27 protein-coding genes are annotated in these 26,796 nt (G+C 45.2%); 9 read left to right on the forward strand and 18 right to left on the reverse strand.

The features are described 5' to 3' along the window. Positions 1–10 precede the first annotated feature (10 nt). The 7 genes from GO755_RS08975 (at position 11) to GO755_RS09005 (ending at position 7,329) form a co-directional block, all read left to right on the forward strand. Complete coding sequence (locus GO755_RS08975) at positions 11–1,120, forward strand: SMP-30/gluconolactonase/LRE family protein (RefSeq protein WP_157584417.1); 1,110 nt, start codon at positions 11–13, stop codon at positions 1,118–1,120. A gap of 33 nt (positions 1,121–1,153) precedes the next feature. Next, positions 1,154–1,609, forward strand: a complete 456-nt coding sequence (locus tag GO755_RS08980; protein ID WP_157584418.1) for a hypothetical protein — start codon at positions 1,154–1,156, stop codon at positions 1,607–1,609. A gap of 43 nt (positions 1,610–1,652) precedes the next feature. Beyond that, on the forward strand, positions 1,653–2,594 hold the full coding sequence (locus GO755_RS08985; protein WP_157584419.1) for an NAD-dependent epimerase/dehydratase family protein: 942 nt from the start codon (positions 1,653–1,655) through the stop codon (positions 2,592–2,594). 240 nt (positions 2,595–2,834) lie between these two features. Next, the gene (locus GO755_RS08990; RefSeq protein ID WP_157584420.1) at positions 2,835–5,429 is read left to right on the forward strand and encodes a DUF5686 and carboxypeptidase-like regulatory domain-containing protein; all 2,595 of its coding nucleotides are present in this window, start codon (positions 2,835–2,837) and stop codon (positions 5,427–5,429) included. 47 nt (positions 5,430–5,476) lie between these two features. Then, the gene (locus GO755_RS08995; protein ID WP_157584421.1) at positions 5,477–6,193 is read left to right on the forward strand and encodes a hypothetical protein; all 717 of its coding nucleotides are present in this window, start codon (positions 5,477–5,479) and stop codon (positions 6,191–6,193) included. A gap of 149 nt (positions 6,194–6,342) precedes the next feature. Then, positions 6,343–6,792 carry a DMP19 family protein gene (locus GO755_RS09000; protein WP_157584422.1) on the forward strand — a complete coding sequence of 150 codons (450 nt, stop codon included), beginning with the start codon at positions 6,343–6,345 and terminating at the stop codon, positions 6,790–6,792. 93 nt (positions 6,793–6,885) lie between these two features. Further along, positions 6,886–7,329, forward strand: coding sequence for a hypothetical protein (locus GO755_RS09005; protein ID WP_157584423.1), 444 nt, complete (start codon positions 6,886–6,888; stop codon positions 7,327–7,329). A gap of 4 nt (positions 7,330–7,333) precedes the next feature. On the opposite strand, the gene GO755_RS09010 is transcribed toward GO755_RS09005, so the two are convergent. From GO755_RS09010 to GO755_RS09075, 14 genes are all read right to left on the reverse strand, one after another. After that, a complete protein-coding gene (locus GO755_RS09010) occupies positions 7,334–8,035 on the reverse strand; it encodes a carboxylesterase family protein (protein ID WP_157584424.1) in 702 nt (233 codons plus the stop codon). Between the two features lie 95 nt (positions 8,036–8,130). Then, positions 8,131–8,496: a heavy-metal-associated domain-containing protein gene (locus GO755_RS09015; protein ID WP_157584425.1), complete on the reverse strand. Its 366-nt coding sequence runs from the start codon at positions 8,494–8,496 to the stop codon at positions 8,131–8,133. Positions 8,497–8,597: 101 nt separating this feature from the next. Continuing rightward, positions 8,598–10,001: a hypothetical protein gene (locus GO755_RS09020; RefSeq protein ID WP_157584426.1), complete on the reverse strand. Its 1,404-nt coding sequence runs from the start codon at positions 9,999–10,001 to the stop codon at positions 8,598–8,600. Between the two features lie 29 nt (positions 10,002–10,030). Further along, positions 10,031–11,077 carry an exo-alpha-sialidase gene (locus GO755_RS09025; protein WP_157584427.1) on the reverse strand — a complete coding sequence of 349 codons (1,047 nt, stop codon included), beginning with the start codon at positions 11,075–11,077 and terminating at the stop codon, positions 10,031–10,033. Positions 11,078–11,153: 76 nt separating this feature from the next. After that, positions 11,154–11,510: a four-helix bundle copper-binding protein gene (locus tag GO755_RS09030; RefSeq protein ID WP_157584428.1), complete on the reverse strand. Its 357-nt coding sequence runs from the start codon at positions 11,508–11,510 to the stop codon at positions 11,154–11,156. Between the two features lie 111 nt (positions 11,511–11,621). Next, a complete protein-coding gene (locus GO755_RS09035) occupies positions 11,622–12,749 on the reverse strand; it encodes a glycosyltransferase family 61 protein (protein WP_157584429.1) in 1,128 nt (375 codons plus the stop codon). 77 nt (positions 12,750–12,826) lie between these two features. Further along, positions 12,827–13,429: an AraC family transcriptional regulator gene (locus tag GO755_RS09040; protein WP_157584430.1), complete on the reverse strand. Its 603-nt coding sequence runs from the start codon at positions 13,427–13,429 to the stop codon at positions 12,827–12,829. 117 nt (positions 13,430–13,546) lie between these two features. After that, positions 13,547–15,892 (reverse strand): TonB-dependent receptor, encoded by a 2,346-nt coding sequence (locus GO755_RS09045; protein ID WP_157584431.1) that lies wholly within the window; start codon positions 15,890–15,892, stop codon positions 13,547–13,549. Between the two features lie 79 nt (positions 15,893–15,971). Continuing rightward, complete coding sequence (locus GO755_RS09050) at positions 15,972–16,421, reverse strand: HYC_CC_PP family protein (RefSeq protein WP_157584432.1); 450 nt, start codon at positions 16,419–16,421, stop codon at positions 15,972–15,974. A 161-nt stretch (positions 16,422–16,582) separates the two neighbouring features. Beyond that, positions 16,583–17,101 carry a DUF4494 domain-containing protein gene (locus GO755_RS09055; RefSeq protein ID WP_157584433.1) on the reverse strand — a complete coding sequence of 173 codons (519 nt, stop codon included), beginning with the start codon at positions 17,099–17,101 and terminating at the stop codon, positions 16,583–16,585. Positions 17,102–17,237: 136 nt separating this feature from the next. Then, positions 17,238–18,122, reverse strand: a complete 885-nt coding sequence (locus tag GO755_RS09060; protein WP_227686900.1) for an SDR family oxidoreductase — start codon at positions 18,120–18,122, stop codon at positions 17,238–17,240. An 83-nt stretch (positions 18,123–18,205) separates the two neighbouring features. Then, positions 18,206–19,045 carry a crotonase/enoyl-CoA hydratase family protein gene (locus GO755_RS09065; RefSeq protein ID WP_157584841.1) on the reverse strand — a complete coding sequence of 280 codons (840 nt, stop codon included), beginning with the start codon at positions 19,043–19,045 and terminating at the stop codon, positions 18,206–18,208. A gap of 126 nt (positions 19,046–19,171) precedes the next feature. Continuing rightward, positions 19,172–20,677, reverse strand: a complete 1,506-nt coding sequence (locus GO755_RS09070; protein ID WP_157584434.1) for a DUF1501 domain-containing protein — start codon at positions 20,675–20,677, stop codon at positions 19,172–19,174. 264 nt (positions 20,678–20,941) lie between these two features. Further along, the gene (locus GO755_RS09075) at positions 20,942–22,579 is read right to left on the reverse strand and encodes a DUF1800 domain-containing protein (RefSeq protein ID WP_157584842.1); all 1,638 of its coding nucleotides are present in this window, start codon (positions 22,577–22,579) and stop codon (positions 20,942–20,944) included. Between the two features lie 138 nt (positions 22,580–22,717). Between GO755_RS09075 and GO755_RS09080 the strand changes: the two genes are divergently transcribed. Beyond that, complete coding sequence (locus tag GO755_RS09080; protein ID WP_157584435.1) at positions 22,718–23,836, forward strand: trans-sulfuration enzyme family protein; 1,119 nt, start codon at positions 22,718–22,720, stop codon at positions 23,834–23,836. Positions 23,837–23,863: 27 nt separating this feature from the next. On the opposite strand, the gene GO755_RS09085 is transcribed toward GO755_RS09080, so the two are convergent. After that, on the reverse strand, positions 23,864–24,187 hold the full coding sequence (locus GO755_RS09085) for a hypothetical protein (RefSeq protein WP_157584436.1): 324 nt from the start codon (positions 24,185–24,187) through the stop codon (positions 23,864–23,866). A gap of 125 nt (positions 24,188–24,312) precedes the next feature. Here GO755_RS09085 and GO755_RS09090 point away from each other — a divergent pair, with 125 nt between their 5' ends. Continuing rightward, on the forward strand, positions 24,313–24,912 hold the full coding sequence (locus tag GO755_RS09090; protein ID WP_157584437.1) for an NAD(P)H-dependent oxidoreductase: 600 nt from the start codon (positions 24,313–24,315) through the stop codon (positions 24,910–24,912). An 88-nt stretch (positions 24,913–25,000) separates the two neighbouring features. On the opposite strand, the gene GO755_RS09095 is transcribed toward GO755_RS09090, so the two are convergent. From GO755_RS09095 to ccsA, 3 genes are all read right to left on the reverse strand, one after another. After that, positions 25,001–25,843, reverse strand: coding sequence for an endonuclease/exonuclease/phosphatase family protein (locus tag GO755_RS09095; RefSeq protein WP_157584438.1), 843 nt, complete (start codon positions 25,841–25,843; stop codon positions 25,001–25,003). Positions 25,844–25,906: 63 nt separating this feature from the next. Next, positions 25,907–26,065 (reverse strand): CcmD family protein, encoded by a 159-nt coding sequence (locus GO755_RS40880; protein WP_198174785.1) that lies wholly within the window; start codon positions 26,063–26,065, stop codon positions 25,907–25,909. Positions 26,066–26,075: 10 nt separating this feature from the next. Then, the gene (gene ccsA, locus GO755_RS09100) at positions 26,076–26,795 is read right to left on the reverse strand and encodes a cytochrome c biogenesis protein CcsA (protein WP_157584439.1); all 720 of its coding nucleotides are present in this window, start codon (positions 26,793–26,795) and stop codon (positions 26,076–26,078) included. Position 26,796: the final 1 nt, after the last annotated feature.

Here is a 26,796-nt window from a genome sequence, read left to right on the forward strand (position 1 = left end):
AGAAGACGATATGCAAATCACATTCAGCCTCCCAAAATTCCTTCTCTCAATAGCCATTGGCTTACCAATGGGGCTTACATCCTGCTCCCTCCATCCGCAGGCATGGAGCCCTTCTCCCAAACCAGCCTTCGCTGGCACAACTGCCCTAAATGAAGAATTAAGTACTAGTAAAAAAGTATCAATTGATGGTTGGTATGGGCCAGAAGACATTGTTTTTGACCAGTCGGGCAATTTGTATTGTGGCGTACATATCAGTTCAACTGATTTTACAGATGGGCGAATTTTAAAAATAGATACCTCGGGCAAGGTTGAGATTTATTACAATTCCCGATCCTGGGTATCGGGTTTACATTTTGATGCGACTGGAAACCTGATTGCGTTGAGCCACAAAGAAGGTTTAATACGCATCAGTCCAGATAAAAAAGTGACACTCTTGGCGAATAAAGATGAAAATGGGAAACCGTTTCTTATTCCCAACGGGTTGGATATTGCTTCGGACGGAAAAATCTATTTCTCCAATACATCCGATAAATCGGCCTACACGATACCGTACGGAAGGAAGGTCATTTTAGAAGTAAATCCCATTGGAGGATTCTACTGTTACGATCCAAAATCTGGAAAAGTAAACACGCTACTTGAAGGAACCTATTTTGGCAATGGCGTCGTGTTGTCAAAAGATGAAAGTTATGTTTTGTTGGTAGAAACTTCCAAATATAGAGTCCTGAAATATTGGCTGAAAGGTAAAAAAGTAGGCCAAACAGAGACTTTCATTGATAATCTCCCTGGTTTTCCAAACGGCATTTCAATACGAGAAGATGGTAGCTATTGGCTAGGCTTTTCGACAAAGCGAACCGATGCTCTGGATAAAATTCATTCTAAACCAGGCATAAAAAAGTTGGTATATGCCTTACCCAACTTTCTCCAACCCAAAGCAGAAAAGTTTGGGATGATAATGAACATCTCTGCCGATGGCAAAATACTTCACTCCTTATTCGATACACAAGGCACCATACTATCAGAAGCGGGTGCGGTAAAAGAGCAAAACGGCTATTTGTATATAGGTGGAGATGTACTATCACATATTAGAAAATACCAACTAAAAAACAACACCAGTAATTAATTAACCATTCACAAATCAAACAAATCAATTAACATGAAACAGTTATTCATCCTCCTCTTTTTATTCGCTTCTGTATCGGCTTATTCACAAAGTCGTTTTTCAAAAAATGAACTAAGCATTAACGGATTCAGAAATCCCTCTATTGGTGCTGAGTACCGCCACAATCAGGTATCATTTCACGCTGGCTATTACCCAACAGCATTTAAATCAGGTGAGAACACAAGCTTTATTAAAACTGGTCTTACTCTATGGTTTCTTCCTGTTGGCAAAAAAGAGAATCCGTCTTCATTTTATGCAGGAGCTTCTTATTTACGTGGTTTAAACCGTGACTATGAAAATAAAAATGCAATGGGATTCGAAGCGGGTTTTCGTTGGATGATGTGGCAGGGTCTTAACCTCCGTATTGGTGCAATTGCTGTGGCAGCCAATAGCGAAAGCTTAAAGATAAATCCAACTCCGGGCATCAGCTATTCATTTTTCTTTAAATAAGCGTAATGCTCTGAACAGTTTACGCTTACTCTTGACAAGTAATATGAAAACGATACTAGGTACAGGCCAGTTAGGGATCACTATTATGGAAACCCTACTACAAAATAACCCCAATGAAGAAATATTATTAGTCAATCGAAAAGGAAAATTAGCGACATCTATTCCCAAAAATGTTCGTGTCATTGCTGCCGATGTGACCAATAAAAATGAGCTGGAAGCTATTGCGCAAAAATCTGAGGTAATTTTTAGTTGTACAGACGTAACTTATCAATTATGGGATGAGTTTTATCCGGCAGTTGCAACCGCCCTGGCTTATGCACTCAGTAAAACCAAAGCACGGCTAGTTTTTGCTGATAATCTTTATTCATATGGCAATGTTTCTGGAGCAGAAATGACTGAAAATATGCCTCATAAAGCCACGACAAAAAAGGGAAAGATTAGAGCATCGGTCATCAATACATTAGTAAACTCTGGGCAGGAATTTACGAACCGAGTGGCCTTTGTAAAAGCAGCCGATTTTGTCGGACCACGAATTTATAAAGGGCTTTTTGGTACCGATTTTCTGGATAAACTGCATACGGGGAAAACTATCATTCTGTTTGGCAACGCAGCCTTACCACACAACTTCACGTACATTAACGACTTTGCAACGGCCATGATTAATGTAGGTAATTCCACTGATGCATTTGGGCAAATTTGGCACGTACCCAATGCCTCGGCCTTGACTTTAACAAATTGGGTTCATCTTTTTGAAGCAGAAGCGAAGACCAAAGCGAAGGTTCTAGTCTTACCCAAATTCGTTGTTTGGATAGCAGGTTTATTCAATTCACTGATCAAGGAATTCTACGAACTCTCGTATCAATTTGAATACCCCTATCTGGTCAATCATGACAAGTACATAGCCCGTTTTGGCAATCAGTCAACTGATTCTTTGCACATTGTCAGAGAGACCGTCCAATGGTATAAGTCGACGAAAAAAGAGTAGACGACAGTTCAGCAGGCTATCTCTCCTCTTGAAAGACAAATATTTACAGTTCAACTACAACCCCCTTTTCTAATCAGGCAGCTTGCAGGAGCTTTGTCGCATTACCCGTAACGTATGATAACACAATCATCAGATTACGGCAAGATCAACAGGCGACAATTTCCTCCGGAATTAGTACACACGTAGGGGAAAACCTCATCTCAGTAGTCATAGCCGTAATGAAGTTTCGTAAACAACATCATGAACGCTATTCTACTACACACACTGAACAATGCCCATCCATGCCAGATTACTAGCTCAGGAAACGATTCGATAAACCTACCTTATCGAATCTGTCAGATTCTGTTTTTAGTAATTCTATTCGGTTGGTCGCCAACTTTTGGACAAACATCAGCTAATACACTGCTTATATCGGGCAAAATTACGGAACTCAGTTCAGGGCAAGGGGTTCCATTTGCCTCGATAGCGGTAAAGGGGAAATCCATTGGTACTCAGGCAGATGCTGACGGTTATTATGAGTTACGCCTTCGTCAACCCGTCGATTCTTTGCTGGTATCGTCCCTGGGTTATCAGACGGCGCAGGTTGTCGTCTCCTCATCAATGCTCGATGTGGTATTAACACCAACTGCTTCCCTACTGAACGAAGTGGTTGTACACGCAGGCGAAAACCCGGCTTTTCGTATCCTACGGGAAATAAATACTCATCGAAAACAAAATGATTTTCGGCAGTTGGGTGGCTATGACTATGAAGCCTACAGTCAGCTCGCCATTAACATCAACCAGTTATCTGACCAGTTCCGGCAGCGAAAACCAGTACAGGCTATTCTGCGGGCGCTGGAGCAGCAACAAGGACGATCGGCTACCGAGTTACCCGTTTTTTTGTCCGAAACGATCTCGCATCTATATGCCCGACGTCATCCTCAACTGACGAAAGAGCAGATTCTGAAGACAAATATTACCAGTGTCGGCATAACCGACGACAGTTTCGTAGCATTGTTTACCGGTGCGGGTTTCAATACGCTTAACTTTTATCAGAATCAGGTCAGCCTTTTTAAGAAAGAATTTATATCTCCCCTGGCAGAAGGGGGTCGCATGGCGTACACATATTTCCTGGCCGATACTACTCAAATTGACCAACATACCTGTTATGGTATTGACTTCGATCCGAAGAATGAGCGCGATCTGGTTTTCAAGGGTCGTATGTGGATTGACAGCCGCAGTTACGCACTGGTCCGAATCGAAGCTCAGGTTGGAGCTGCGGCCAATATTAATTTCATCAACCAGATAGACATCGATCAGACGTACGAACTTGTTGCTGATGCCGGTAATGCCTGGTTACCCGAAACAACCCATTTGACTATTCGTGTTGGCGAAGTAGTTAAAAATACGTTTGGTGCTTCGGTCGATTACATGACTTCGGTTCGTCAGCCAGTGGTTGGTCAACCGAAATCCGTGGATTTCTTTAATGTCGATATTGATCTGGCCGAAGATCGCGCCGACTCTTCACCCGAGTTCTGGCAAAGTCAGCGTCAGCAAACGCTTCTGTCCCAATCCTATGAGCAGACACGAGCTCTACTGGATACGGTTCGGAACCTGCCTGTCGTGAAATCCTATACGAAAGCAGCCCAGTTTGTACTCAATGGCGGCTATCTGCCTATCGTTCGGGGCGTTGATATGGGTTCCCTATTTTCCATGTGGGCCTATAATCCTATTGAAGGCCATCGGTTCCGAATGGGTTTGCAAACCAATAATGCCTTTAGTCGCACCTGGCAGTTATCTGCTTATGGTGCTTACGGCACTCGTGATCGAGTCTGGAAAACGGGCTGGGAAGTCAACTTCATACCAACTCGTCGCCCGGTAACATTACTTTCGCTCAAGCACACTTATGACCTGGAGCAATTGGGTTTCCGCACAGAAGACCTGGCCGACAATTCGTTTTTCCGGGTGAACAGCCGGTTTGGTTCTTATCCAAGGGCCTTTTATCAACGGGAAACGTCGCTGACTGCCCAACGTGATTTAGGACCGAACTTCACGCAAACGATTGGGATTCGTTACCGTACAATGAACCTATTGTTTCCTTTTGCGATCAATCAGGACACTGAGCCACAACATCCAACCGCCCTTGGGACCGATATTTTGAGCAAAGAATACTTTCTGGAAACCCGTTATGCGCCAGGGCGGTTGCCTGCCCGACGCGTAACCAGTCGTCGGATTCGGCGTCGCCCCTCCGAAACAGCGCCTATTGTGACCTTGCGCTATACTTTAGGAACCAGTTCATTCCAGGGCCGCACCTTTAGAGGCTACCAGAAGTGGCAACTCCAATGGGATCATGCGATTCGGTGGGGACTGTTGGGGCGCACGCAATACAGTGTCAAGGCAGGTTACAGTCCCTCAACGATTCCCTATCCGTTGCTTCAGGTTCATTTAGGAAACCAAACTCCGTTTTATAACCGTAATGCTTTCAACCTGATGAACTACGCGGAGTTTGTTAGTGACCAGTATGTATCGGTGGGAGTTGAACACAAATTTGAAGGTTTGCTCACAAATCGCTTGCCATTAATTCGGCGCTGGGGTTGGCGTACTTTCATGACAGGCAACGTATTATGGGGCCACCTAAGCAACGCCAACCGCAATTTGATAGCCACGCACGACGAGGCTGGCAAGCCACTTCCAGGTGTACACTCACTACACCAAACGCCTTATGTAGAAGTAGGTTACGGATTTGAAAACGTCTTAAAAACAGTTCGAATTGAAGCTATGCATCGACTAACCTACCGGCAGAATCCGAACGTAACTCCGTTTGCTATCAAGCTATCGTTTCAACTTGGCTTATAACTTCTCTCAACTATTTGGTATCTGGTTGAATCAATAAAAATAGCATAATGAAACAGACTTTAGCTTATATTACAGCAGGTTCGAAACAAAATCTAATGACGTATTGCCTATTTTTAGTTATTGCTTTAATAGGCTTATTTTATGGAAATTTAATTCTTTCAAATTTCAAATTCCTGAGAGTTTGGGAATTGAATGCTGTACTTTTTCTACTTGCAGGCGTTCCATTTTTATTTTTTCAAGAGCAAGCTGGACTCCCTAACTTCTGGCAAAAAGATATATCGCCGGTCAATCGATTTCTTGTCCCTGTTTCTTTAGGAATTGGGTTTGGACTACTAGATGTCCTCGTAGTTAAAATAATCCTTCACCCAGAGCCTTTTCACGAACTTCCCCCATTTCTTCAACCATTTCCTTATTCTCTATTCCTATATTTTTCTGGTGCCGTAGAAGTAGAAGTTTTTTATAGGCTAATCCCGTTAACGATAATTTTAGCCTTTGGAAAATGGTTTAAAAAAGGGAGATACTATATGACATTCTTTTGGATAGGTTCATCAGTAACTGCTCTTAGAGAGCCCTTAGAGCAATTTCCTTCTGGACCTGTTGGCTTTATTATTTATTCGTTGTTCACCGGCTTTTTAATGAATTTTCTCCAGGCTATATGGTATAAAAAAGCTGGCTTTTTAGCTTCATTAACCATTCGTTTAGGCCACTATCTGATCTGGCATATAATATTAGGCATCTATGTAGAATTCTATGAATTACAATAAAATTTCTACAAACTTCTTACCGAAACTATGCACCAGCCAACATACTGGCAAAATCCAAACGTAACTCTGTTTGCCATAGAGTCATCATTCTAGCTTGGTTTATAGGCAGTTATTCTGCTACATTTGGTCCAACTACAATCATTTTGACTATGGCTGACCTGGGGCTTACTGAACTTGACAAAAGATGGTATGAATTTACATCGAAGTATGTCGAAAAACTGAATGAAGCTGGCGGGTACGATTGGAGTAAATTAACGGAGGATGAACAAGAATTAGCAGCCTTATATAAGCTTGACTCGGACATGTATAATGGCGGCTTTATTCAATTCTTTTGTAATTGGGGCTTTGACTGTTATACGATTGCGATACGCAGTTTGGCAAAACTTAACGCCAGTGAATGTTTAGGCATTATTACGAAACAATATTCAATCATAAAGCGACTTGAAGAGGACGAGCGATTAAAAGCTTTGTGGGATATTCCTCAATTTCTTACCGAAATGGAAATAGAAGAGATTGATAAACTTAATCATCTGTATTGGGCTAATAAAGACAATATTATCGAGCAAACTTTTGACGTGTATAAACAGTTGGTGGCCTAAGTGTTGAAAAAGTAGCTCATTTTCTGTTGGCCAGTAAAACACTACGTTGCGGAAATAGTTAGTATTCAATTTAATTGAGCTTCTTCCATAACTATGGCCCGTTTTTTACTTTTACTTGTGTGCATTACACTTAGCCAGGGCGTACAGGCCCAATGGCGATTGATTTACACCAGCAAAGATATACTAGCTGAAGAATCAGATACAATCCACAAAATTACATCAATCCACTCCAGAGGAGCTCTGAGCAAATACCTGATTGTTCATTCCAGTGATCAATCAAAAAAACGGGTCTTAAAAAAGGATATTTGGGGGTATATTGATGGGGATAATAAGCTATGGCGCTCCTATAATAAAGAGTTCTACATGGTCACCAATTATAATGGCGGCTGGGTCGAATATGCGATAACTCGCCTTGTTCCGGACAGACCCAGTCAGTCGTTCAACCTACTGTTGTATAGCCGTACTTTAGATAGTAGGGTATACTCAAATTGGATGAAAGCAATGGGCGATTTGCCGCAAAATTATATAGTAAGGTAGCGTGCTATTTTTTATGCTGCTTCAATAGCCAGTCGTAAATAGCCTGATTTTCAAATAGATACTGAATGCCATGCCCTTCTTTTTCCAGTCGGGTAAACTTCACTTGTCCCTTACATTCCTCTAGCCGCCTTACTAATCGCTCGGTTTCGGAAATAGAGATAACATCATCGGCAGTACCATGAAACGTCCAGACAGGTATGTGCTTAATCCGACAAATCTGGGTAGAATCATCGCACCCACCACAGAGTGGGACAATAGCCGCAAATTTATCGGGATAGGCCACAGCAGTCTGCCAGACACCATACCCTCCCATGCTGATACCGGTCAGGTAAACGCGCTTGGGGTCAATGCGGTACTTCATTTTCAGATCCGTATAGAGCGAATCAAACCAGTTATCGGTTGACCAGAACTTACCATCCGGGCATTGGGGTGAAGCAATAATAAAGTTGAAATCTCGGCCTTTATCAACCAGATAGGGCAAACCGTAGGTTTTAAGTTTGTTCAAATCCTGGCCTTTCTGCGAACCTCCGTGCAGATAAATGACGAGTGGATAGTCGTCCTTTTTAGTTGCATACTCTTTGGGGAGGTAGAGCAAATAAGGATATTTTTCTGGGCGTTTATTTTGGGGATTTGTCTGTGCAAAAGCACCGAAACGAGAAACTAATAGCAGAACAGCGGACAGAAAAAAAACAGTGGTGGAGCGCATGATTGGGTTATACTAACGCAAATATCAGCGACTTTTCGTAAAAAAGGGCCGACATTCGTAAATGCCGGCCCTTTTTTACGTCCTTAAAAATCTATTTATTGATGATCCATGTCGCTACCTTTTTTGCAGCAACTAGGCAATTTATTGTAGCCTACAGGGTCGGCGGTTATTTCTTCAGCGTCGTAGCCTGTTTTGCTGATATTGGCTTTCAATTTAGCAACATCCGTTTTGGCTGGGTTGTATTTAATGGTCACGACTTTCGATTTCACGTCTAAGTCAGCTTCTTTCACGCCTTTCTCAAAGGCAAGGTTCCGCTCGATACGAGCCTTGCACATGCCACAGATCGCCGACGTCTTAATTTTAACTTCTTTCTCTTTGTCGTCGCGGGTTGGTGCACTGGCGAACGAGTTGCCCAAAAGGATCAGTGAGGTTAGGGCGGTTAGAAACAGATTACGCAACATGATTGTACGTGGTTTATAGTGAATTGATAACGAAAATTTAATTTAAATGGTGCCCGCATGGATTTGCCCACTATGGAAATTCTCCGCAGAATTATAGGTAGTTAATGCTTCATTCCTTTCATACGATTATGGCCCGAATGATTCATGCTGCGCATCGTCATCAGGCTGGGCGAGAGACGCAGATAAATTTCACCCGAAACAGGCGTTTTACCATAATACAGCTGCAAAGTCTGACCAGTTGCACTTCCCGTTAGTTGCACCCCCAGAACCAAGTCGGTGTTGTGTGTCTGTGCAATGCGATAATTTGCGCCAAGCGTCAAGTTATTGATCGTATAGACAAACGGATCAAAGCCTGGCACATCGTTTATAAGCTGTAATTCCTCCATTGATTTCGTAACGTTCTCGTAGCGACCGTACACAGCCAGTTTATTCAGTTGCACGCTGCTCTCGGCCAAAAACGAATTCTCTCCTGTCCCATCATGACTATTTCGTCCCCACACCAAGGCCGACGTCACATACCGGTTTGGCCCTATCCCTTTACTATACAAAATAGATGCCGTTGTTCGTGTGATGTTTTCCTCAGGATGGGCTTCCTCAGGACTATGCAAAAATCCCTGCGAGAACTGTAACGCCCATAACGGCGACGGATTAATAGACACCCTATAGGAATAGCTATTGACTTGCGGTTTATCGAAATTATATCGGTTTTCGTCGGGTTCGCGGCCATTGAAGGTCGAACCTTCCAGCTTCGCCCATTTATACCGAAAGCCTACGGTAGCTACCCCAAACAGAATATGGGTGGCATCCTGCCAATGATGACTTAGCGGAGCATCGGGGTTATTGAACGACGAGATTCGATGCATAAAGGCAGGGGGACCAAGTGCAGGTTCGCCGGGATAACCAACGTAACCGAATAAATCAATGTCTTTACTCAACGCGTGGCTGTAACTGACCGATAGTTCTGATACCAGATCGTGTGGATGTTGCCTGTCGATTAATGGCTGCCCTTTGTAGGTTTCACCGGTTTGAAACAGCAGCGGATACCCACCATTACCAACTGTCAGCGGATCGAGGGAAATCATAGCCCGAATCTGAAACAAGCCTCGCTGCCCTATTTTCCGTTGCGCCATACCCATAAACCAGTTTGGCGCACCAAATTGACTTCCTTGCCCGCGCTTACCCTCATTATAAATGTTTTGGCTGGTGTAGCGAAGATAGATGGCATAATGTAGCATATAACTCCAGCCTTTAGGCGTTGGCTGACTCATATAGGCATACATAGGTGTATTGTCTGGGTGCCATGACGTACCCGACCCATTACGATTCATGGGCAGGTTTCGCGATAATGAATGCGTCATACCCATAGTCGTATCCATCGTAAGGCCATAATTTAGCTCAGCGGTAGGCTTGTCGCTCATGAGCATCGACATGCCTTCATGATGTTGATGCTGTGCAGCTATCTTATGCGTTATACCTACCAAAAGCACCAGAAGAAATTTATGCATAACGTTGTCAATCAATATCCTGGCCACGTTCAGTGAATGATTCCTGCATGAACGGTGCCTTCCTCTTCCCACAAACAGAGCACTTTGTCCTTAGGCATTAACGCCAGTTTGGGATACCCACCTGCACTTACGATCGTAGGCTTTGGTTGACTGGGCGATGTACTCCAGATCTGTCCGTCCTGTTGAAAGACGATGTAATCACCTTTGGATGTCGTAACGATTTTTGCATTCTTACCGATTGCAATTTCCATTTCCGGTTGTCTGGGGCGAGCCAGAAAAAGCTTATCATTTCGTCGCCAAACGGTCGATAGTTTACCATCTGCGCTCATAAACAATCCACCTCCATCCATTGGGCAGGCTTTGAGCATCCAGGTTCCTTCACCAACCTTTTCGGCCTTCCCAAATGTCAGCCCGCCATCATTTGACTGTAGCAAATACATATCGCGGGCGCCATTGAGGAAATTGCGAAACATAACGGCAACATGTTGATGCTGAATAGCTACCGAAAGCTGGCAGCATTCGCAAACAGTCCCATCTGGCGACTGATACAATACCTGATTGGGCAACCATGTAAGCCCTCCGTCTATCGAACGAGCCCCAACAATCTTATTACGTTTGTCTCCCCGTAAATCGAGCCAGGCAGCGGTATAACTGTTATCGGGACCTGCAGCTAATGCCACAAAACCCTCTTTGGCAATATCGGGTACATCATTTACCCGAATCCGTTTCTGCCACTTTCCAGTAGCACGCACCAATGTATAAGCCCAGATATTACCCGTTTTATCGATTGCTGTAATCACTACCGACCGATCTGTAGCGGCAATTTGCGGTCCGCGCGATGCGCCCAAGTGCAATCCGGGCAGGCTATCTATCCGAAGTGGTTCATCAAATTGATCACCATCCCGCGTGCTTGTGTAAAAAATAACTTCACCCTGACCATACACAACATGAACCTGTCCGGCTGGGTCAGTAGCCACAGAAGGATGCCTGCCTTTTCCCACTTGTCTGTTAACAATCGACGGTGGGCCGATTAGCGTATTTACGATAAGCAAAAGAAGAGTCAGTAAAGAATACATCGTAGCGTTTAAGAAGTTTCGTTGCGTAATGGGTACTGGCTGAAAAAACCATTGTCGGCTTTTTCAGCCAGTAGTTTTATGCATTTGCCGACATAGACCGGCATTCTTCGGCACATTTTCGGCAGGCCTCGGCGCATGCTTTGCAATGTGCATGGTGGCCCGCATGTTTTTCGCATTCATCAGCACAGGCATCACAAACTTTGGCGCATAGTACCATGAAATCGCGCGAGAAATCAGAACCACGTGCGTCAAGCCGTCCGCAAAGTGTACAGATGTCGGCGCAGTCGCGACAAAGTTTAATACAGGCTGTCATGTCATGTCCTTTTCCGTCTTTGTCGCCCATTTCCAGGCAGGCTGTAACGCAGCGTTCGCAGGCTTCTGCACAGTCAAAACAGGTGTCTACATGGGTATGCGCGTGTTGCATCGTTTCCATAATCGTCGTTGAATTTTATCGACCACCGTTGGTCTGACAAAATAACTACGCATAGCCGATAGGGTTTTTACATAATTAGGGTTGAGATTTATAAAAACGACTTATGCCTGTTTAAGCATGCACAAATAGTCTGCTAAGGCATTGATCAAGGTCAGCAATCGACACAAAAACGTCTTCCTCCAGCGGGATGCTACTGTTACTCATTTTAATCCCATGATAATAAGCATAGTAGTGCATACCCATTAGTTGCGACAGATACCGAAAATGGTCAACAACCATATTCGCTGAGAATAATTCAAAAAGATGAGTTCCGGGCTCGCACCAGATTATGTTCGTGAACGAAGCGCCATGAGGACCCAGAATAAAGGACGCATTTTTATAAATAGCCACCTGTTCGGCAACAGATCGGGGTTTATCGTCGATAATCGTAAAATTGAATTTTTTCAGCAGCGTAATCAGTGCATTTTCGTTCACGACACGACGACGACCTGATCGACTGACGTAGATCCGCTTCTGTTCAGTTCGTTGCGGTTTTAGCTGGCCTTCAACCTGTTTTTTCAAGGCCAGGACATCCATAGGGTCCGGGTAAAACCAATGGCCACTATTGGCTAGTATGCACCGGTCAAATTGAACATCGTAGTGACTGCTATCCAGGATACGATCCTGCGAAAAGCCAAGTAATGTCAGATAATCCTGTTCATAGTCTGTTTTAAAAAGAGGATAGGAAAGGACAGCTTCGTTCCAAACAGTTTCGGGCAGCGCTTCCCGAATTCGGCACAGCTTTGCGACAACAAGAATGACAAAATCATAATAACCACCGAACGAAATACCATCTAAAAGATGGGCCCATGGCGCAATGAGTATAGTGTGTTTAACTGGGATTCGCTTCCCTCTTTTCAGGAAATTTTGCACTAAATGAAACCGCTCAAAATCCGTACAAAGAACATTATGACCTGTTCGTATCCCGCCAAATGGCAATTGCCTCGTTTTCTGGGGCATAGGACTGTAGTCCCATACATAGCTTTGATTGGTAACGGCATCGGTTGGGGTAAAAATAAGCCTTGATGAATCACCTGCATTTTGTACGCTGGGCAACACAAGCCGAACTTCCGGACTCACAGTTAGTACGTACGGTTTCAGGTATTCCTCTGTTTGTGTTTTCGTTAACAAAACGATCCCAAACCGTTTTAACAGGATCTCCAGAAACCTTTTGATACTATTCCGTAAACGTTCCATCATCAGAGTCTACACTGTAAAAGTTGCCATTTATACGAACCACTTCCTGGTAGCGAACCCGCTCAACATTCGGTTCGATACTAGTTTGTTTTACTCTGGCGACCCGGTTCGTCAATAAATAGTGCATCCAGGTTTCGCCGATCTACCTGGGTTGCTTTTCGAAACTGACCAGGCGTTTGACCTGTCACCTGCCTGAATTGAGTCGAAAGATGTTGAACACTACTATAACTCAGTCTCCAGGCTATCTCGCTCAGTGTCAGTTCATCATAACGTAACCATTCCTTCACTTTCTCAATCTTAAGGGCTATGATATACTTCTCAAGTGTATGCCCTTCGCTAACCGAAAACAAATTACTCAAATACGAGTACTCATACCCTAATTTACGCTCAAGAAACGTAGAATAGTTTTCTGTCGGCAATCGTTCCCCCTTCAGGTGCTGGATTTCATTTATTAACAGAACCTTCATATGCTCGACCAGAACCTGCTTCTTGTCGTCCACTAAATCAAATCCATTGGCCTGTAATTGTTGACGAATATCCGCCAAGTCAATCGTTGACGGAACGTCCATAACTTCCACTTCGCCTAACTCAACCCGACCAACAGTCAGATCCAGTTTTTCAAGTTCTTCGCGCACAACCCGCTTACACCGGTCGCACACCATATTTCGGATGGTAAGTATCATTGTCTTGGAACCGGGATTTAGCTGATTTAGGGATTTACTGGATTTTGCTTTGCGCTTCTTTGAAGCGAATCCATCAAGACAAAATCCAGTAAATCCCTAAATCACATAAATCCCGGTTCAGATTTGAGGTTTGAATCGAAATCCCACGTACACCATGCGACCCGTGATAGGCCCCCACACCTGCGATCCGGCATCAAACCGAGCTCCGAAAGGGTCGTTGGCGGCAACAATTGGATTGGCCTGACGAAAGCCCGTCAAGTTCTCACCACCAAGATAGATCTCCCAACCACTTCGAAAGGCACGGCTTATCTGCGCATTCAGATTATAAAATCCAGGCGCCATATCAACGGGCATGTTCTGGTAACTGGTATGCACATAGCCCTCGCGCAGGTAAGGAATTCGCCGGGGGCCATTCCATTGCAGCGTGGCGTCGAATTTCCATTTGTCGAAGGGCAACGCATAGCCAGCATTGAGCAACACACGATCCCGGCTAACCATCATTTTAGGCAATAGTCGCTCCTCGCCGAATGGCCCACCCATGCTCTGCTCCACATCAAATAGTCTGTAGGCAGCTTTAATTTCGAAGCGTTTTGCGGGCTGCACGTTTAACTCAGCCTGAAAACTGTTCGCAAAGGATCGACCTTTGTTGCCAGAGTCGGCCAGATTATAGAAATATAATTCGCCGGGATGCTCAATATCAACAATGAGTTGATTCTGAAAATCGGTTCGATGGTAGTCCACTACCAATGAGGCCTTTTTGCCCAACAGGTTGAAATCCTGCGTTATACTCAGGCCGTAATTCCAAGACGATTCGGGTTGCAACGCTTTATTCAGAAACACAGCCCGCGAACTAACTAAATACCCAAAGTTTTCTGCGAATGGATTGGCGGCCCGAAAACCCCGTCCTGCCGAAACACGTACTGCCAGGTTCTGATTGAAGCTGTATTTAAGGTGGGCACGGGGAGTAAACTGTGTTCCAAACAGGTTATGAAAATCTACCCTTCCGCCCAGCACAAGAATCAGTTTTTCGGGGTAAGTATAGGTATATTCTACAAAAGCACCCGGCACCGACTCCGTACGGGCGGTAGCAATAGCCCGATACTGTTCGCGATAATCGTCTAACAGGTAGCTCAATCCGGCTTTAAAACTGTTATTGGTTGTTCCAATAATACTTTGGTAAATCAGGTTGGCGTAAAACGTCTGTTGCCGGCCATTGTAAGGTGCGAAACCAAAGTGGGCCGTCTGTTCATGGTGAACACCATTGAGAATTAGCCCTAGTCCTTTATAAGGTTTATCGGGATAAAGTTTGGCTGTTTTTGAGAAAAACTCCAGTCGTTTCGTCGTGTTCAGAAAACTATAGCGAGATGCTCCAAAGCTCGACAACTGACCCCCATCGCGATCTTCATATAATACCTTCGCTCCAAATTGCGCCATGTATCGATCAGTGCTGTATTTATACCGGTTAATGAGGTTAATCTGGGTATAAAGTGGCAAATCACGAAAACCGTCATTATTCTGGTCAATTTCCGTACGCAGTGTGCTTACATGCCCTAAAACGCCCACACTCCATTTTGAAGCGGGTAGACTAGCTTGCGTTTGACCAGGCCATAAATAGTCGGGGGCACGCTTGTGGGCAGCCAGCACTTTCGACCAGTTGACATTTCCTTCCAAACGACCGAAACTATTTGCATACGCATTCAAAAACAGCTTGTTAGCATCGTCTGGCTTTTGCAGCTCAACGTTCATCTGGCCGCTCATCGACTCGTAGCCATTCACGACTGAGCCAGCTCCTTTGCCAACATCGATACCCGTAATCCAGGTGCCGGGAATGTAGCTTAATCCAAACGTTGTAGCCAATCCGCGAACGGTAGGGATATTCTCGACATTCGTCTGAACATATTGGCCACCCAGTCCCAGAAATTGAATCTGCTTCGCACCCGTAACGGCATCACTATACGAGACACTCACAGAAGCATTGGTTTCGAAGCTTTCGGAGAGATTGCAACAAGCGGCCTTTGCCAATGTTCGTTGGTTGATAAATTCAGTTTGAATCGGATTGATCCGGTCAATCTGGCCGGGTGCGCCCGATACCGTCACTTCCTGAAGAGTCCGGGTGCTACGCAGGGTTACACTTAACTCAGCATTTGGGCTTGTTACGGTTAGCGTATCGGCCTGATAGCCAACATAACTAACAATAAGTCGATTGCTAGTCGATTGAATGGGAAGTTGAAAATGACCAGTGGCATCCGTTAATGTGCCGACTGATGTATTAGCCCATTGGACCGTTGCGCCAACAAGTGGTACCTCTTTGCCATTGGCAAGTTCGTTAACACGCCCCCGAATAGACGATGGCTGGGTAGAGTCGGCAGAAAAAAGTTGGTGTGGTGCAGACTGAGCTATGCCTGAAACGCTCAGCCACGGCCCAAAGACAAATACCACAATCCATAAACAGAGATAGTTCATACATTCGTTGATTGATAGAAAATACCATAAACCCGCGTCTTTAGGAACAGACACCGGTAAGCGATCATCAATCAACGTATCAAAGAAGCAGACTACGAACGAGCGTCAGGATATCACGCCCGGAAAGCGATGGGGGCGCTGGAAAACTAGAAACAGACGATGATTTTCCGGCAAAAATCCAGTCAACAAACCACGTCAGCACCGTAACAATACCAGCAGCAATCGTCTCGGTGACGGTTTTAACAAACTTGGCTACCAGTTGACTCAGCGAGGATGAAATATCGACATTCTCATATTGCTGATCATCCTGGCAACATTGCGTCTTTTTAATAAGCGTTTGCCCATCAGGCATAGCTTGTTTATCGGAAGAGCAACCCGTTTGTGTTTTGGTATCGCTAAATGCGACAACCATCGTTTTTTTCTTGCCGCGCATCTGGCACGAATGTTCCACCAGCCCGAAGCCCGTGCTGCTTAACAGCACGACGCAGGCCATCAGTAGGTTGAACCATTGGAACAGAGCGCGTTTCATAGTGGGACAAATATCCGTACCTAATTCTTTCAACGCAAGTGTTTATGGCTGAAAGTCAGGAATCTTATAAAAAAAGACAGCCATTCTGTAAAAGATGGCTGTCTGAAAAAGAGTCAAGCCTTGGCGATTTCTAACTACACTTGACTAGGCTTGGCATCCGGTTAAACCGTTTCTGGCTCAGGGCTTATTACCTCGCTAAGTGGGCGCAGATTGCGGGTTTCTTCTTCGTTATACGGGAAAATGTCTAAAATTTTGGTCGTGTTTACGTCCGTAATCTCGAAGGGGTCGAGGGCTGATTTCAGGCTTAACTCAACGCGTTCATAAGCTTGTTTAGGCGTTTCGGCATTCACAAGCATAATGCTTGGCGTTTTCTTCTGCTTGCCGGTTTTCTCATCATCCGTGATGAACATCGCTTTTACTTTAAACCAGATTTCGCCCCCGTCTTCATTATGAAAGACATCGGCTAATTTCATACGTGAGATGTTCGTAATCTCAAAATCGGGTGTGTTTGCGGCAATCTCCTGATAAAGACGTCCCTCGGCTTCGGTGTAGCTGACGGCATCCACCAGATAGGCTTCGGTCACGGTTTTTTGCTTGATAAATTCTTCATTCCGGGTGCCGACATTCGAGTCGTCGATGGGTTGCTGATAGCGGATTTTTCCGAGAAACCAGTTTGGCATTTTAACGAATTTTAGTACTCTTTTATAACATAAATCAGGGTGCAAAGGTGCGAAAAAAGGAGTGAAAGAGCGAAAGAATGAATGAGCGAAAAAGGGGCTGGCGCACAAATTTTCGCTCATTCATTCTTTCGCTCTTTCACTCCTTTTTACTCGCTCTGTTGGCCTGTTTAATGGTTTGTTCGATCATGTCCCACTGTTCGGTGGTCACCTTTTCCAAATGACTGAACTCGCCAGCCATGAGGACTTCTCCCCCATCAATCGTGATGCTTTCGCCAGTAATGTAACCGGAAAAATCAGATAACAGGAAAGCGGCCAGATTGGCCAATTCGCCATGTTCACCAACACGATGTAATGGAATACGACTCGTGGGGTCCATCATACTGGCCAATGGCTCAGGGAATAGCCGATCCCAGGCGCCTTTGGTTGGAAATGGACCGGGCGCAATTGCGTTCAATCGAATCCCGTATTTACCCCACTCAGCTGCCAGCGATTTCATCATGATGAGTGCGCCACCTTTGGCCACTGCCGACGGCACGACATAGCCCGAACCAGTGGTTGCATAAGTTGTCGAGATATTTAGTACAGTACCCGGAATTTTGTTTTCGATCCAATACTTGCCCACCGCCAGCGTGAAATAATAGGTGCCACGCAGCACGATATCCACAATCGTATCGAATGCTTTGTAGGATAGGCGCTCGGTTGGGCTAATGAAGTTTCCGGCGGAATTATTGAGCAATCCGTCGATCTTGCCAAATTTCTCAATGGTCTGGGTCATGACGTTTTCAATCTCCGCCGTGTTACGTACATCACATTGAACGGCGAGTACGACTCCGCCAGTTTCCTCCATAAGTTCATTAGCCGTTGCCTCAATTACAGCCTGTCGACGACTGCAAATCGTGACATTAGCTCCCAATTGGAGCAAATATCGACTGACGGATTTACCGAGACCTGTGCCGCCCCCGGTTACAATAATGGTTTTTCCCTTCAGCGCATCGTCGCGCAGCATACCTGTAGCGTTCATAATTAAAAAGCGAAAGGGTGAAAGAGTGATGAGCCGAAACACTGGCTAGTGCATATTTTGACGCTCATTCACTCTTTCGCCCATTAATAACCTCGATTTGATTTTTTGTTAAATTCTGCCTTACGTTTCTCGATTGTGGATTGCATCGCTTCGGAGAAATCGTTGGATTGTAGTTGACTTGAATTCCAGACAGCCACATATTGTAGCCCATCTTCGATTGATTTATTCAGGCTGTAATTGAGAACTTGTTTGGCACCCTGCACAGCCGTAGCTGGGTTGTCGGCAATCTGTTGAGCGAGCGTTGCTGCAGCTTCAAACAACGCTTCGGGGGTATCGTAAACGTGGTTAACCAAACCAATACGCTCAGCAAAAGCAGCATCATAATCAGCACCGGTGAACGCCATTTCGCGGGTAAAGCCCTGCCCGATAATGTGAGGAAGAAATTGTAGTCCGCCAATGTCGGGAGTGATTGCGAGTTTGACTTCACGCAAACTGAACTTAGCATCGCGGGAACAGAGTCGAATATCAGCAGCGGCAATCATGTTCACCCCTCCCCCAATGCACCAGCCATGTATGGCAGCAATGACGGGTTTCGGCGATTCGTGCATTTTCTGAAATCCAGACTGCATTTGCCGAATTTGCGTCATGAGTTCCATCCGCTGTTGCGCTAGCACCGTGCCCGTTGTCATTTTTCCCAGGCGAGGCATCATCTGCGGAATGTTGAGGCCATAGCTAAAATGATCGCCACTGCCCCGAAATACAATACAGCGAATGTCGGGCAATCGATTTATTTCGTCCATTGCCTTAGGAAGTTCTTCCCAAAACTCTGGCCCCATCGCGTTCCCCTTGCCTGGACCCAGTAGCGAAACGGTCATCACGCCATTGGTCTGCGTGAAATCTAACGATTGATAGGTTTGTTCCATGTCAAAATAGTATGCATGCATACGGTTTGCGTAAAGGTAGCAGAATAACCAAATGCGATGCAACTCCGTTGGATAAAAGCTGGAACAGGAAAGCGCATAAACGGAAGTGCCTACTTACCTGCTGGGCTAGCCCGTCATTTGAATTGAATAGGGGCCAGTAAAGAGTAGTTTGCCCTCCAGCCGAATATTTTTGACCGAGACCGTTTTGTCAATCGTCAGTGTATGGCCAGCATTGACTTTAACATATTCATTAGCAAAGGGGACCCTTCCTACTGTCCACACATTCGGATCTTTCCAGTTTCCTGTTGCCACTGTTTCAACGGTATCAGAAAACAACGAAACGGTTGGGAATTCATGAAAAAGCAGGGAACTCGTCGTGGTATGCTGAGCTCCAAACCAATCGTTCAGGATATCGGTATATACCCGCCGAAAGTCGATCTGCATGTTCACATCTTTGTTGCCTGCCTGACCCGTCAGGTTCGCTAGATCGGGATTCTGCCCAATGGTGCGGTGTTTCAGGTTGCTTCCAAAAACAAACATTGGAGCGGCTATGCCATGATCGGTACCTTTTGAGTCGTTGGAATTAGCTCGCCTGCCAAATTCCGAAAATGTCATTCCTACCACTTTATCTTCGGTTCCCTGCAACTTCAAATCCTGTTGAAAGGTGGTAACTGCTGTAGACAGTTTACCGAGCAGTGCAGCATGACTACCGGCAGTTACATCGCCACTATCTACCTGGCCAGAATGTGTATCGAAACCGCCCAGCGAAACGAAATAGATCTTCGTTTTCAGGCCACCATGAATTAATCGAGCCACGATTTTTAATTGATCTGCCAACGAATTTTGACCAGACGCAGGGTAAGTAGCCAGATTCTGACCCGCATCAGCCGCCTGCTTTATTTCAGATGAATAACCTACAGACAGTGCCTGCTGCTTTCGAATAAAGGCAATCAGTTCACCGGCATCACAGCAAGGTAAATCGTTAGGTGAGGTTGTACTGGTAGAGCCAACCAATTGATAGAAGCTATCGGGATCACTCAGCGCAATACCCATGGACTGCTGACTTCCTAACAGGGCCGTTGAGGTTAGGTACCCAATCTGAATGGCCAATGGGTCTTCCATCTGATCGTTCGGGTAGCCCGTTGGGTAACCCGGAAAGCGATTTTCGAGATAGCGCCCTGCCCAGCCAGAACTGGAGATCTGATTGGAGTCAACCGCCGTCATCCAGATGTCGGTGGCCCGGTAGTGCGACTGATCAGGATTAGGATATGAAACGGAATGGATAATTGATAGTTTCCCATCATTATACAGATCACGCATGCCCGTCATGGCGGGGTGAAGACCTGTAGCCGGGTTACCATCTAATCCAAGAACAGCATTTTGCGGTATGGCAATGTTACTTCTCAGACCATTATACAGCGAATACTGATCCAATGGAATCACCGTATTGAGGCCATCATTACCACCATTAAGGTAGATGATTATCAGAATCCGATCACTGGCAAGAGCGCTTGTATTTAATAGTGACTGCACTAGTGCCGACTGATGGGACATAGCCTTCAGTCCAAAACCATCAAGCATTATCGGCAGTACGCTTGCCGAAGTCGCGGCTAAAAAGTCTCTACGTTTCATAAATGAGAGTCGACTGTCACTCCTATGATTTTATCAATGCCTATTGGCGAATCAGAAAATCAACTGACGACGGAAACAGGTCATTAGTAAACAGATTCGTTGTAAAGGCACTACGTGGTAGCCCAGCTACATCCGGGACGTAAGGTCTTACTTAAACATAAGTTTGTACATCAACAAAATCATCAATAACAAACAGAGAATTAGCGCTTTGAAAATCATGGTTCAGAAGCTGTTTTGAAAATCATCAGTGATAACGTAGAGCCCTTAAAAAATTTGATACTCAGCCATTCGAAGCATATATTTCATTAGATTCTCCAGGCGTGACCGCACTTCGTAGCTTGCTCCCCCATCCATTGGATTTGTTCGGTAAGCGTTCCACTGAAATAGCCACGATGTACGCGGAAGATCCTGCATCATGATCGTATCAATCAGGAAATCCTGTTGTGACTGAAGTAGATCAAAGACAAAAAGATTGACGGTAAAGCCATTTAATACATCCACACAGGAGATAGCTGGCGTTCCCGCGACATCGGAGAAATTGGGTTGCAGATTTGTTGCCCAGGCTAGTACATCAATCCCCATCAAATAATCGGGTTTGACTTGCAGATACCGGAGGACATAGGCATCGGTATAGTCATATCGAAACCCGATCGTAGTCGTATTTATCCAGATTTTCGAGTAACCCGTTTGGTAGTAGGCTTCGTACCCGAATACCGATGATTGATCTAAAATGGCTAACTGCATGTCCTGCATGCGATAATACACGAAGTCGAAGTAGATTTTAAAGGCTGCATATTCGGTCGTTATGTCGGGCACGGGCTGATTGAAAAATCGCATCGTACCAATGGCCAATTCAGCGGGGGATTTAACAATGGCTCCACTATTCGTCTCGTCAAAAAATAGCTGACTCGTTAGCAGTTTGACGATAACCGGCTGAATAGCGTAGTTACTAGCCAGAAACAACTGCGCCAAGGGCCCAATTATTTCATCTTCAATGGTTTGTGTAATAGTTGGATTGACGTACCAGCGGTATAGTTTCCGGCAGATAAAGCGGGGCGTGTGCGGATGGTTCAACAACATCGTTACCAGATCAGCCAGCTCGGCATCCCCTGCGGATGTCGTACCGGGCAGTGATGTAGCTCGACCTGATATGATCGTATTGTTGTAATGGGCTGAAAACGTTTTATCGGTGCTATCATGCTTTTCGTCGGTGAATATCGTCGTAAAGCTTGTAGAATCGTCCTCTTCATAATTTGTGTATTCCCAGCCAGTTAGTACTCTGGCAGCGGCTTTCACATCATCTTCAGAATAGTTTTTATTGCCAGCAAAATCGAAAGCTCCTACCGTAAAGAGTTCCTGAAGTTCGCGGGCATAGTTTTCATTAGGATGTCCTACTACATTTTCATTTCCGTTCAGATAGCGCAGCATAGCAGGCTCTTTACTAATCTGCGTAACCACTGTTCGAAAATCGCCCAGGGCATTATTCCTCAGCAATAACAAATACTGATTCAGGAAACGATAATCGCCAACGATTTCACGGGTCGTTACAAAGTGATTCTGCCAGAACAAAGACAATTTATCAAGTAAGCTTGGCGGGGTACTTTGGGTAGTCATAAGTCCCAGCCACCAGCAACGGAGATAATGGCCAAAATCGAAGTTTCGGTCATGGCTAAACGGCTTATCTAAATACGTCTGACCAGCCGTAGGTTGATCACTATCCAAATCTACCGGTGGTGGGGGAGAGTAATTGGCATTCGTGATCAATTGCTGCACTGCCTGCGATGCCGTTAGACCAGTGAAACTGGCTATTTCAGATTGGGTTGGCCCAAACGTTGCCCGCCGGAGCAAATGGGCTGCGGTCTTCGCTGTCAGTATCGTAGTATAGGTATCCAGAGAAACCATTTTATCCAGTTCGTGCCCGTAAAAAATAAATGAGAATTTCTGTTGTGAACAATTTGATCTATTGAGTGCGGAATTACCAATGGAAACCAAGAACTTCGACATACAAAAAATGAGCCGTTTTTACGGTTTTAACTCCTTATGCACTTCGATACGCTCGCTCTCCGCGCCACACACCAGCCTGATCCAGTCACTGGCGTGGTGGTACCGCCCATCTATTTATCAACGACTTATGCCCGAAATGAAGCCAATGAGTTGCCCGCCAACTACATCTACACGCGCCCGAACAACCCCACCCGAGAAGCGTTGGAGAAAGCGCTTGCAACCCTGGAAGGAGGGTTGGTCGGGATGGCATTTGGATCAGGTCAGGCAGCTACGATGACCTTATTTCAGGCATTGCGCCCCGGCGATCATGTGTTACTCTCAACCGATGCTTATTATGGAACACCTGCCCTACTCGAACAGGTATTTCATCCCTGGGGACTGACTTATACGCGTGTAGATATGCGCGACCTGAAGGCAGTGCAGGCATCTATCCACGAGAATACACGCGTAGTCTGGTGCGAAACGCCCTCGAACCCAATGCTCGACGTCACGGATTTACTCTCGGTAAGCCAGATGGCCCATGAGGCAGGGGCCATCTGTGTGTGTGATAACACCTGGGCGACGCCCGTACTGCAACGCCCTTTCGACTTCAATTGTGATGTAGTTATGCACTCAACTACCAAATACCTGAGTGGGCATAGCGACGTGTTGGGCGGGGCGCTGATTTTTAAAGAAGATAATGAGTTTACACAGCGAGTTCGGCTGTTACAGGGCCTGTCAGGAGCTGTTCCATCGCCATTTGATTGCTGGCTGATTAGCCGGGGCATTAAAACGCTCGGTGTTCGGGTACGAGCCCAAAGCCTTACGGCACAAGCTATTGCCGAATTTCTGGAAGGCCACTCAGCGGTGGACAAGGTACATTATCCAGGGCTAGCCAGTCACGCTAATCATACATTAGTTCAACAGCAAATGAACGGACCTGGAGCCATGTTATCGGTGCAGGTGAAGGGAGGTTCGGAAGAAGCGATCCGATTTATTGGCAAGCTGAATTTGTTTACCCGAGCTACGAGTCTTGGGGGCGTTGAGAGCCTGATCGAACATCGAGCCAGTGCAGAAGGGCCTAACTCCAAAACACCTAAAAATCTATTGCGAATTTCGGTTGGTCTGGAATATGCTGATGATCTCATCGCCGATTTAGCGCAGGCGTTAGTGTAAATAGACCCGTTTACACTAAAACTAATCTCATTTAAATTTTTTCGGCACTACTCTTGGCATTGGCTTAAGAAACAGTTGGGGCTGTTGCTGAGGCATTACATATGGCTGAAACGACCGCATCATCGTATAATTCGTAGATGAGTCAGGCACTTTCACAGGCATGTTATCCAGCGTGGCTCTCACAACGTTCGGCGAATCTGTAGGGTATCGGTAAAATGAGTTATTTGGCCGGACATTTGGCATCAGATCAGGCGGAAAGACCGATGGCATCGAATCCCGACGGATTACCGTTGTTGGTAGCTGAGCATAGGCGCAACTTGTAGCGAATAGCAATAAGCAGATTAGTTTCATGAGTTTAGGTGACTTGGTAAACAGATAGTAAATAGACCCAGTCTAGAGAAGAAACGTTGTATTTCGACTACGAAACTAAAGGCAGAAAGCCGGGGTTTGTTAACTAACTTGAATAACCTAACACAATGAAAATTACGCTGATTTCTACCTCATCGCGCAAGAACAGCAACTCGCTACGCTTTGTCAGCTACCTCCGACATATTCTTACTGCGGAAGGTCAGCATGAGGTTTCGATAGTAACGTTTGAGGAGTACGATATACCCTTGGTCGGTCAGGGAACTGTGAAAAAAGATTCACTGACACCCTTTCAGGAAGAACTCATTAGTGCCTGGGAAGCCGCCGATCTGGTCATTTTTGCCATGCCCGAATACAACTGGACGGCTCCTCCACAAGCAACCAATGCTATTCACCAATTGGGTGGGCCGGCCTTTAAACACCTCTTCGACAACAAGGTGTTTGCCATGGCGGGTATCTCCAATGGGCGTGGTGGACGACAGCCAGCACTGGACATGACGACGGTGGTGAACAAACTAATCAGTTTCACCCATAGCTACTCCATCGTTTCTCCAAAGCTGTATGAGTCGCACGAAACGGATAAGAATCTGGACGAAAATGGCCATTTCATCGGACATGAAGTTTATGACCGCACCGCACGGGCTTTTCTCGACTATACCTTAACTGTGGCACAACGGTGGATAGGTATACCGAGTTTAGTAGAGAAATAAAAACAGTCTAAATCACAGACGCAAAAAAGTAAAAACGCGGAGACTATCATCTCCGCGTTTTTACTTTTAACCGACCTATAGCTGACTATTACTTCAAAATTACTTTTACCATTACAGGCTGATGATCAGACGGGTATCGTTGTTCTTTAGCATCAGTCAGGACACCATATTTTAGAACATCGAATTGCTTACTGACAAAAATGTAGTCAATTCGATTATCCATTGGCGCATCGAATTTGAAACTATTAAAGGTCCCCTCAGGCCCATAAGGCGGAGTGGTCGTTACTTTGTGGGCATCATTCAATAGCGTTTGAATGGTTTGAATTTGCTCTGTTTCGGGAGTTGAGTTAAAGTCCCCAACGAGAATTACGGGTACATTTTTAGCGATTTCCTTAATTTTCTCCACCATCAGTTTTCCCGACTGGCGACGTGCTTCGACACCCTGATGATCGAAGTGAACGCTAAAGAAGTAAAACTCTTTTTTCGTCTTCAAGTCATTCAACTTAGCCCAGGAGCAAATCCGATTGCAACAGGTTGCGTCCCAGCCTTTACCAGGTTTATCGGGGGTTTCGCTCAACCAGAAATTACCTGATTGAAGCGGCTTAAAACGGTCTTTTTTATAGAAAATCGCCGAATGCTCACCAGCCTCCTTTCCATCATCACGACCTGCTCCCAGGAAGGCAAACTCATTTAGCTCAGCTACATCATTTAATTGATTACGTAAGGCTTCCTGGGTTCCAAAGAGGTCGAATTCGTGAAAGCGAATCAGCGCTTTTACATTCTCCTTTCGATTAGGCCAGGCGTTAATCCCATCGCCTTTATTGTCGTAGCGGAGGTTATAGGTGGCGACCGTAATAGGAGCGTCTTTTTGAGCAAATGTATGTTCAGTAATCAGCAACGTACTTAACAGGAGAAGAGTTAATACACGCATTTCAGTTGAGTTTAAAATGGTTATTGGGTTATGATTTTCTGGTACAGATCAGTCTGTAAAAGTCTATAAGTCAAGCCTCTGTTTTACTTTACGGACCCGATTGCCAATTCGAAGTAAATAGTATAGCCAGCCTAGTAAAACAATAGCAATAACAACAATCACTACCCAGATTTTGCCATCTTGACGTAGGGCTTCGGTTAACGAAGTAGTAAACTGATCCATGTGTGATTTGCTATAAATTGGTAGGATTTTGTAGCTCAGCAGGAATAGCCGCTGATTTTGTAGACTCTTCGACCTCATCCAGATTGATTTCCAATCGGCGCAACCTAACCCGGAGTTGCGTAATCCAGAATCCTAATAAGGTAAACCCAATAAAGGCAGGCCGAATGATTCGTTTGATCGAACTGTCGGCATCATATTGATTGAAACCGGGATTTCCGCCATTACCAGGATGCAGCGAATCGGTTAAACGAGGGAGAATCAGAATAAGGGGGATAAAAACAGCAAAAGCAAAAATGTTGTAAACCGCTGAAATTCTGGCTCGACGCATATCGTCATCAAAAGATCCACGTAAAACAAAATAAGCTAAGTACAGCAACATACCTACCGCTACTCCGTTCGTTTTCGGATCGTTCGGCCAAAGATCACCCCACGCGAAGTAGGCCCATACTGATCCGGTAATACAGCCTAGTATCCCGAATAAAAGGGCTGTATTAGCAAACTCTACAGCCATCAAATCATCATCTAGTTTGCCATTTCTCAAATAGCGAATCGAATAAATGGTCGATGAAAGCAACATGACCATCATAGCAATCCATAGGGGTGGATGGAAAAATGTATTTCGTATTGCCTCGTGCAGAATGGGTAATTTGGGAACAGGGCTCATTAGGCCAGCCACAAAGACATATGCTAGAATAATAACAGTCAAGGCTTTCCACCAATGTTTTCGCATA

It is taken from the genome of Spirosoma arboris (assembly GCF_009754945.1).
GTDB classification, from domain to species: Bacteria; Bacteroidota; Bacteroidia; order Cytophagales; family Spirosomataceae; genus Spirosoma; species Spirosoma arboris.

Excerpts from the sequence above, each read along its gene's own strand:
- GO755_RS08975 (WP_157584417.1), top strand. The coding sequence starts at position 11 with ATGCAAATCACATTCAGCCTCCCAAAATTCCTTCTCTCAATAGCCATT.
- GO755_RS08980 (WP_157584418.1), top strand. The coding sequence starts at position 1,154 with ATGAAACAGTTATTCATCCTCCTCTTTTTATTCGCTTCTGTATCGGCT.
- GO755_RS08985 (WP_157584419.1), top strand. The coding sequence starts at position 1,653 with ATGAAAACGATACTAGGTACAGGCCAGTTAGGGATCACTATTATGGAA.
- GO755_RS08990 (WP_157584420.1), top strand. The coding sequence starts at position 2,835 with ATGAACGCTATTCTACTACACACACTGAACAATGCCCATCCATGCCAG.
- GO755_RS08995 (WP_157584421.1), top strand. The coding sequence starts at position 5,477 with ATGAAACAGACTTTAGCTTATATTACAGCAGGTTCGAAACAAAATCTA.
- GO755_RS09000 (WP_157584422.1), top strand. The coding sequence starts at position 6,343 with ATGGCTGACCTGGGGCTTACTGAACTTGACAAAAGATGGTATGAATTT.
- GO755_RS09005 (WP_157584423.1), top strand. The coding sequence starts at position 6,886 with ATGGCCCGTTTTTTACTTTTACTTGTGTGCATTACACTTAGCCAGGGC.
- GO755_RS09010 (WP_157584424.1), bottom strand. The coding sequence starts at position 8,035 with ATGCGCTCCACCACTGTTTTTTTTCTGTCCGCTGTTCTGCTATTAGTT.
- GO755_RS09015 (WP_157584425.1), bottom strand. The coding sequence starts at position 8,496 with ATGTTGCGTAATCTGTTTCTAACCGCCCTAACCTCACTGATCCTTTTG.
- GO755_RS09020 (WP_157584426.1), bottom strand. The coding sequence starts at position 10,001 with ATGCATAAATTTCTTCTGGTGCTTTTGGTAGGTATAACGCATAAGATA.
- GO755_RS09025 (WP_157584427.1), bottom strand. The coding sequence starts at position 11,077 with ATGTATTCTTTACTGACTCTTCTTTTGCTTATCGTAAATACGCTAATC.
- GO755_RS09030 (WP_157584428.1), bottom strand. The coding sequence starts at position 11,510 with ATGGAAACGATGCAACACGCGCATACCCATGTAGACACCTGTTTTGAC.
- GO755_RS09035 (WP_157584429.1), bottom strand. The coding sequence starts at position 12,749 with ATGATGGAACGTTTACGGAATAGTATCAAAAGGTTTCTGGAGATCCTG.
- GO755_RS09040 (WP_157584430.1), bottom strand. The coding sequence starts at position 13,429 with ATGATACTTACCATCCGAAATATGGTGTGCGACCGGTGTAAGCGGGTT.
- GO755_RS09045 (WP_157584431.1), bottom strand. The coding sequence starts at position 15,892 with ATGAACTATCTCTGTTTATGGATTGTGGTATTTGTCTTTGGGCCGTGG.
- GO755_RS09050 (WP_157584432.1), bottom strand. The coding sequence starts at position 16,421 with ATGAAACGCGCTCTGTTCCAATGGTTCAACCTACTGATGGCCTGCGTC.
- GO755_RS09055 (WP_157584433.1), bottom strand. The coding sequence starts at position 17,101 with ATGCCAAACTGGTTTCTCGGAAAAATCCGCTATCAGCAACCCATCGAC.
- GO755_RS09060 (WP_227686900.1), bottom strand. The coding sequence starts at position 18,122 with ATGAACGCTACAGGTATGCTGCGCGACGATGCGCTGAAGGGAAAAACC.
- GO755_RS09065 (WP_157584841.1), bottom strand. The coding sequence starts at position 19,045 with ATGGAACAAACCTATCAATCGTTAGATTTCACGCAGACCAATGGCGTG.
- GO755_RS09070 (WP_157584434.1), bottom strand. The coding sequence starts at position 20,677 with ATGAAACGTAGAGACTTTTTAGCCGCGACTTCGGCAAGCGTACTGCCG.
- GO755_RS09075 (WP_157584842.1), bottom strand. The coding sequence starts at position 22,579 with ATGGTTTCTCTGGATACCTATACTACGATACTGACAGCGAAGACCGCA.
- GO755_RS09080 (WP_157584435.1), top strand. The coding sequence starts at position 22,718 with ATGCACTTCGATACGCTCGCTCTCCGCGCCACACACCAGCCTGATCCA.
- GO755_RS09085 (WP_157584436.1), bottom strand. The coding sequence starts at position 24,187 with ATGAAACTAATCTGCTTATTGCTATTCGCTACAAGTTGCGCCTATGCT.
- GO755_RS09090 (WP_157584437.1), top strand. The coding sequence starts at position 24,313 with ATGAAAATTACGCTGATTTCTACCTCATCGCGCAAGAACAGCAACTCG.
- GO755_RS09095 (WP_157584438.1), bottom strand. The coding sequence starts at position 25,843 with ATGCGTGTATTAACTCTTCTCCTGTTAAGTACGTTGCTGATTACTGAA.
- GO755_RS40880 (WP_198174785.1), bottom strand. The coding sequence starts at position 26,065 with ATGGATCAGTTTACTACTTCGTTAACCGAAGCCCTACGTCAAGATGGC.
- ccsA (WP_157584439.1), bottom strand. The coding sequence starts at position 26,795 with ATGCGAAAACATTGGTGGAAAGCCTTGACTGTTATTATTCTAGCATAT.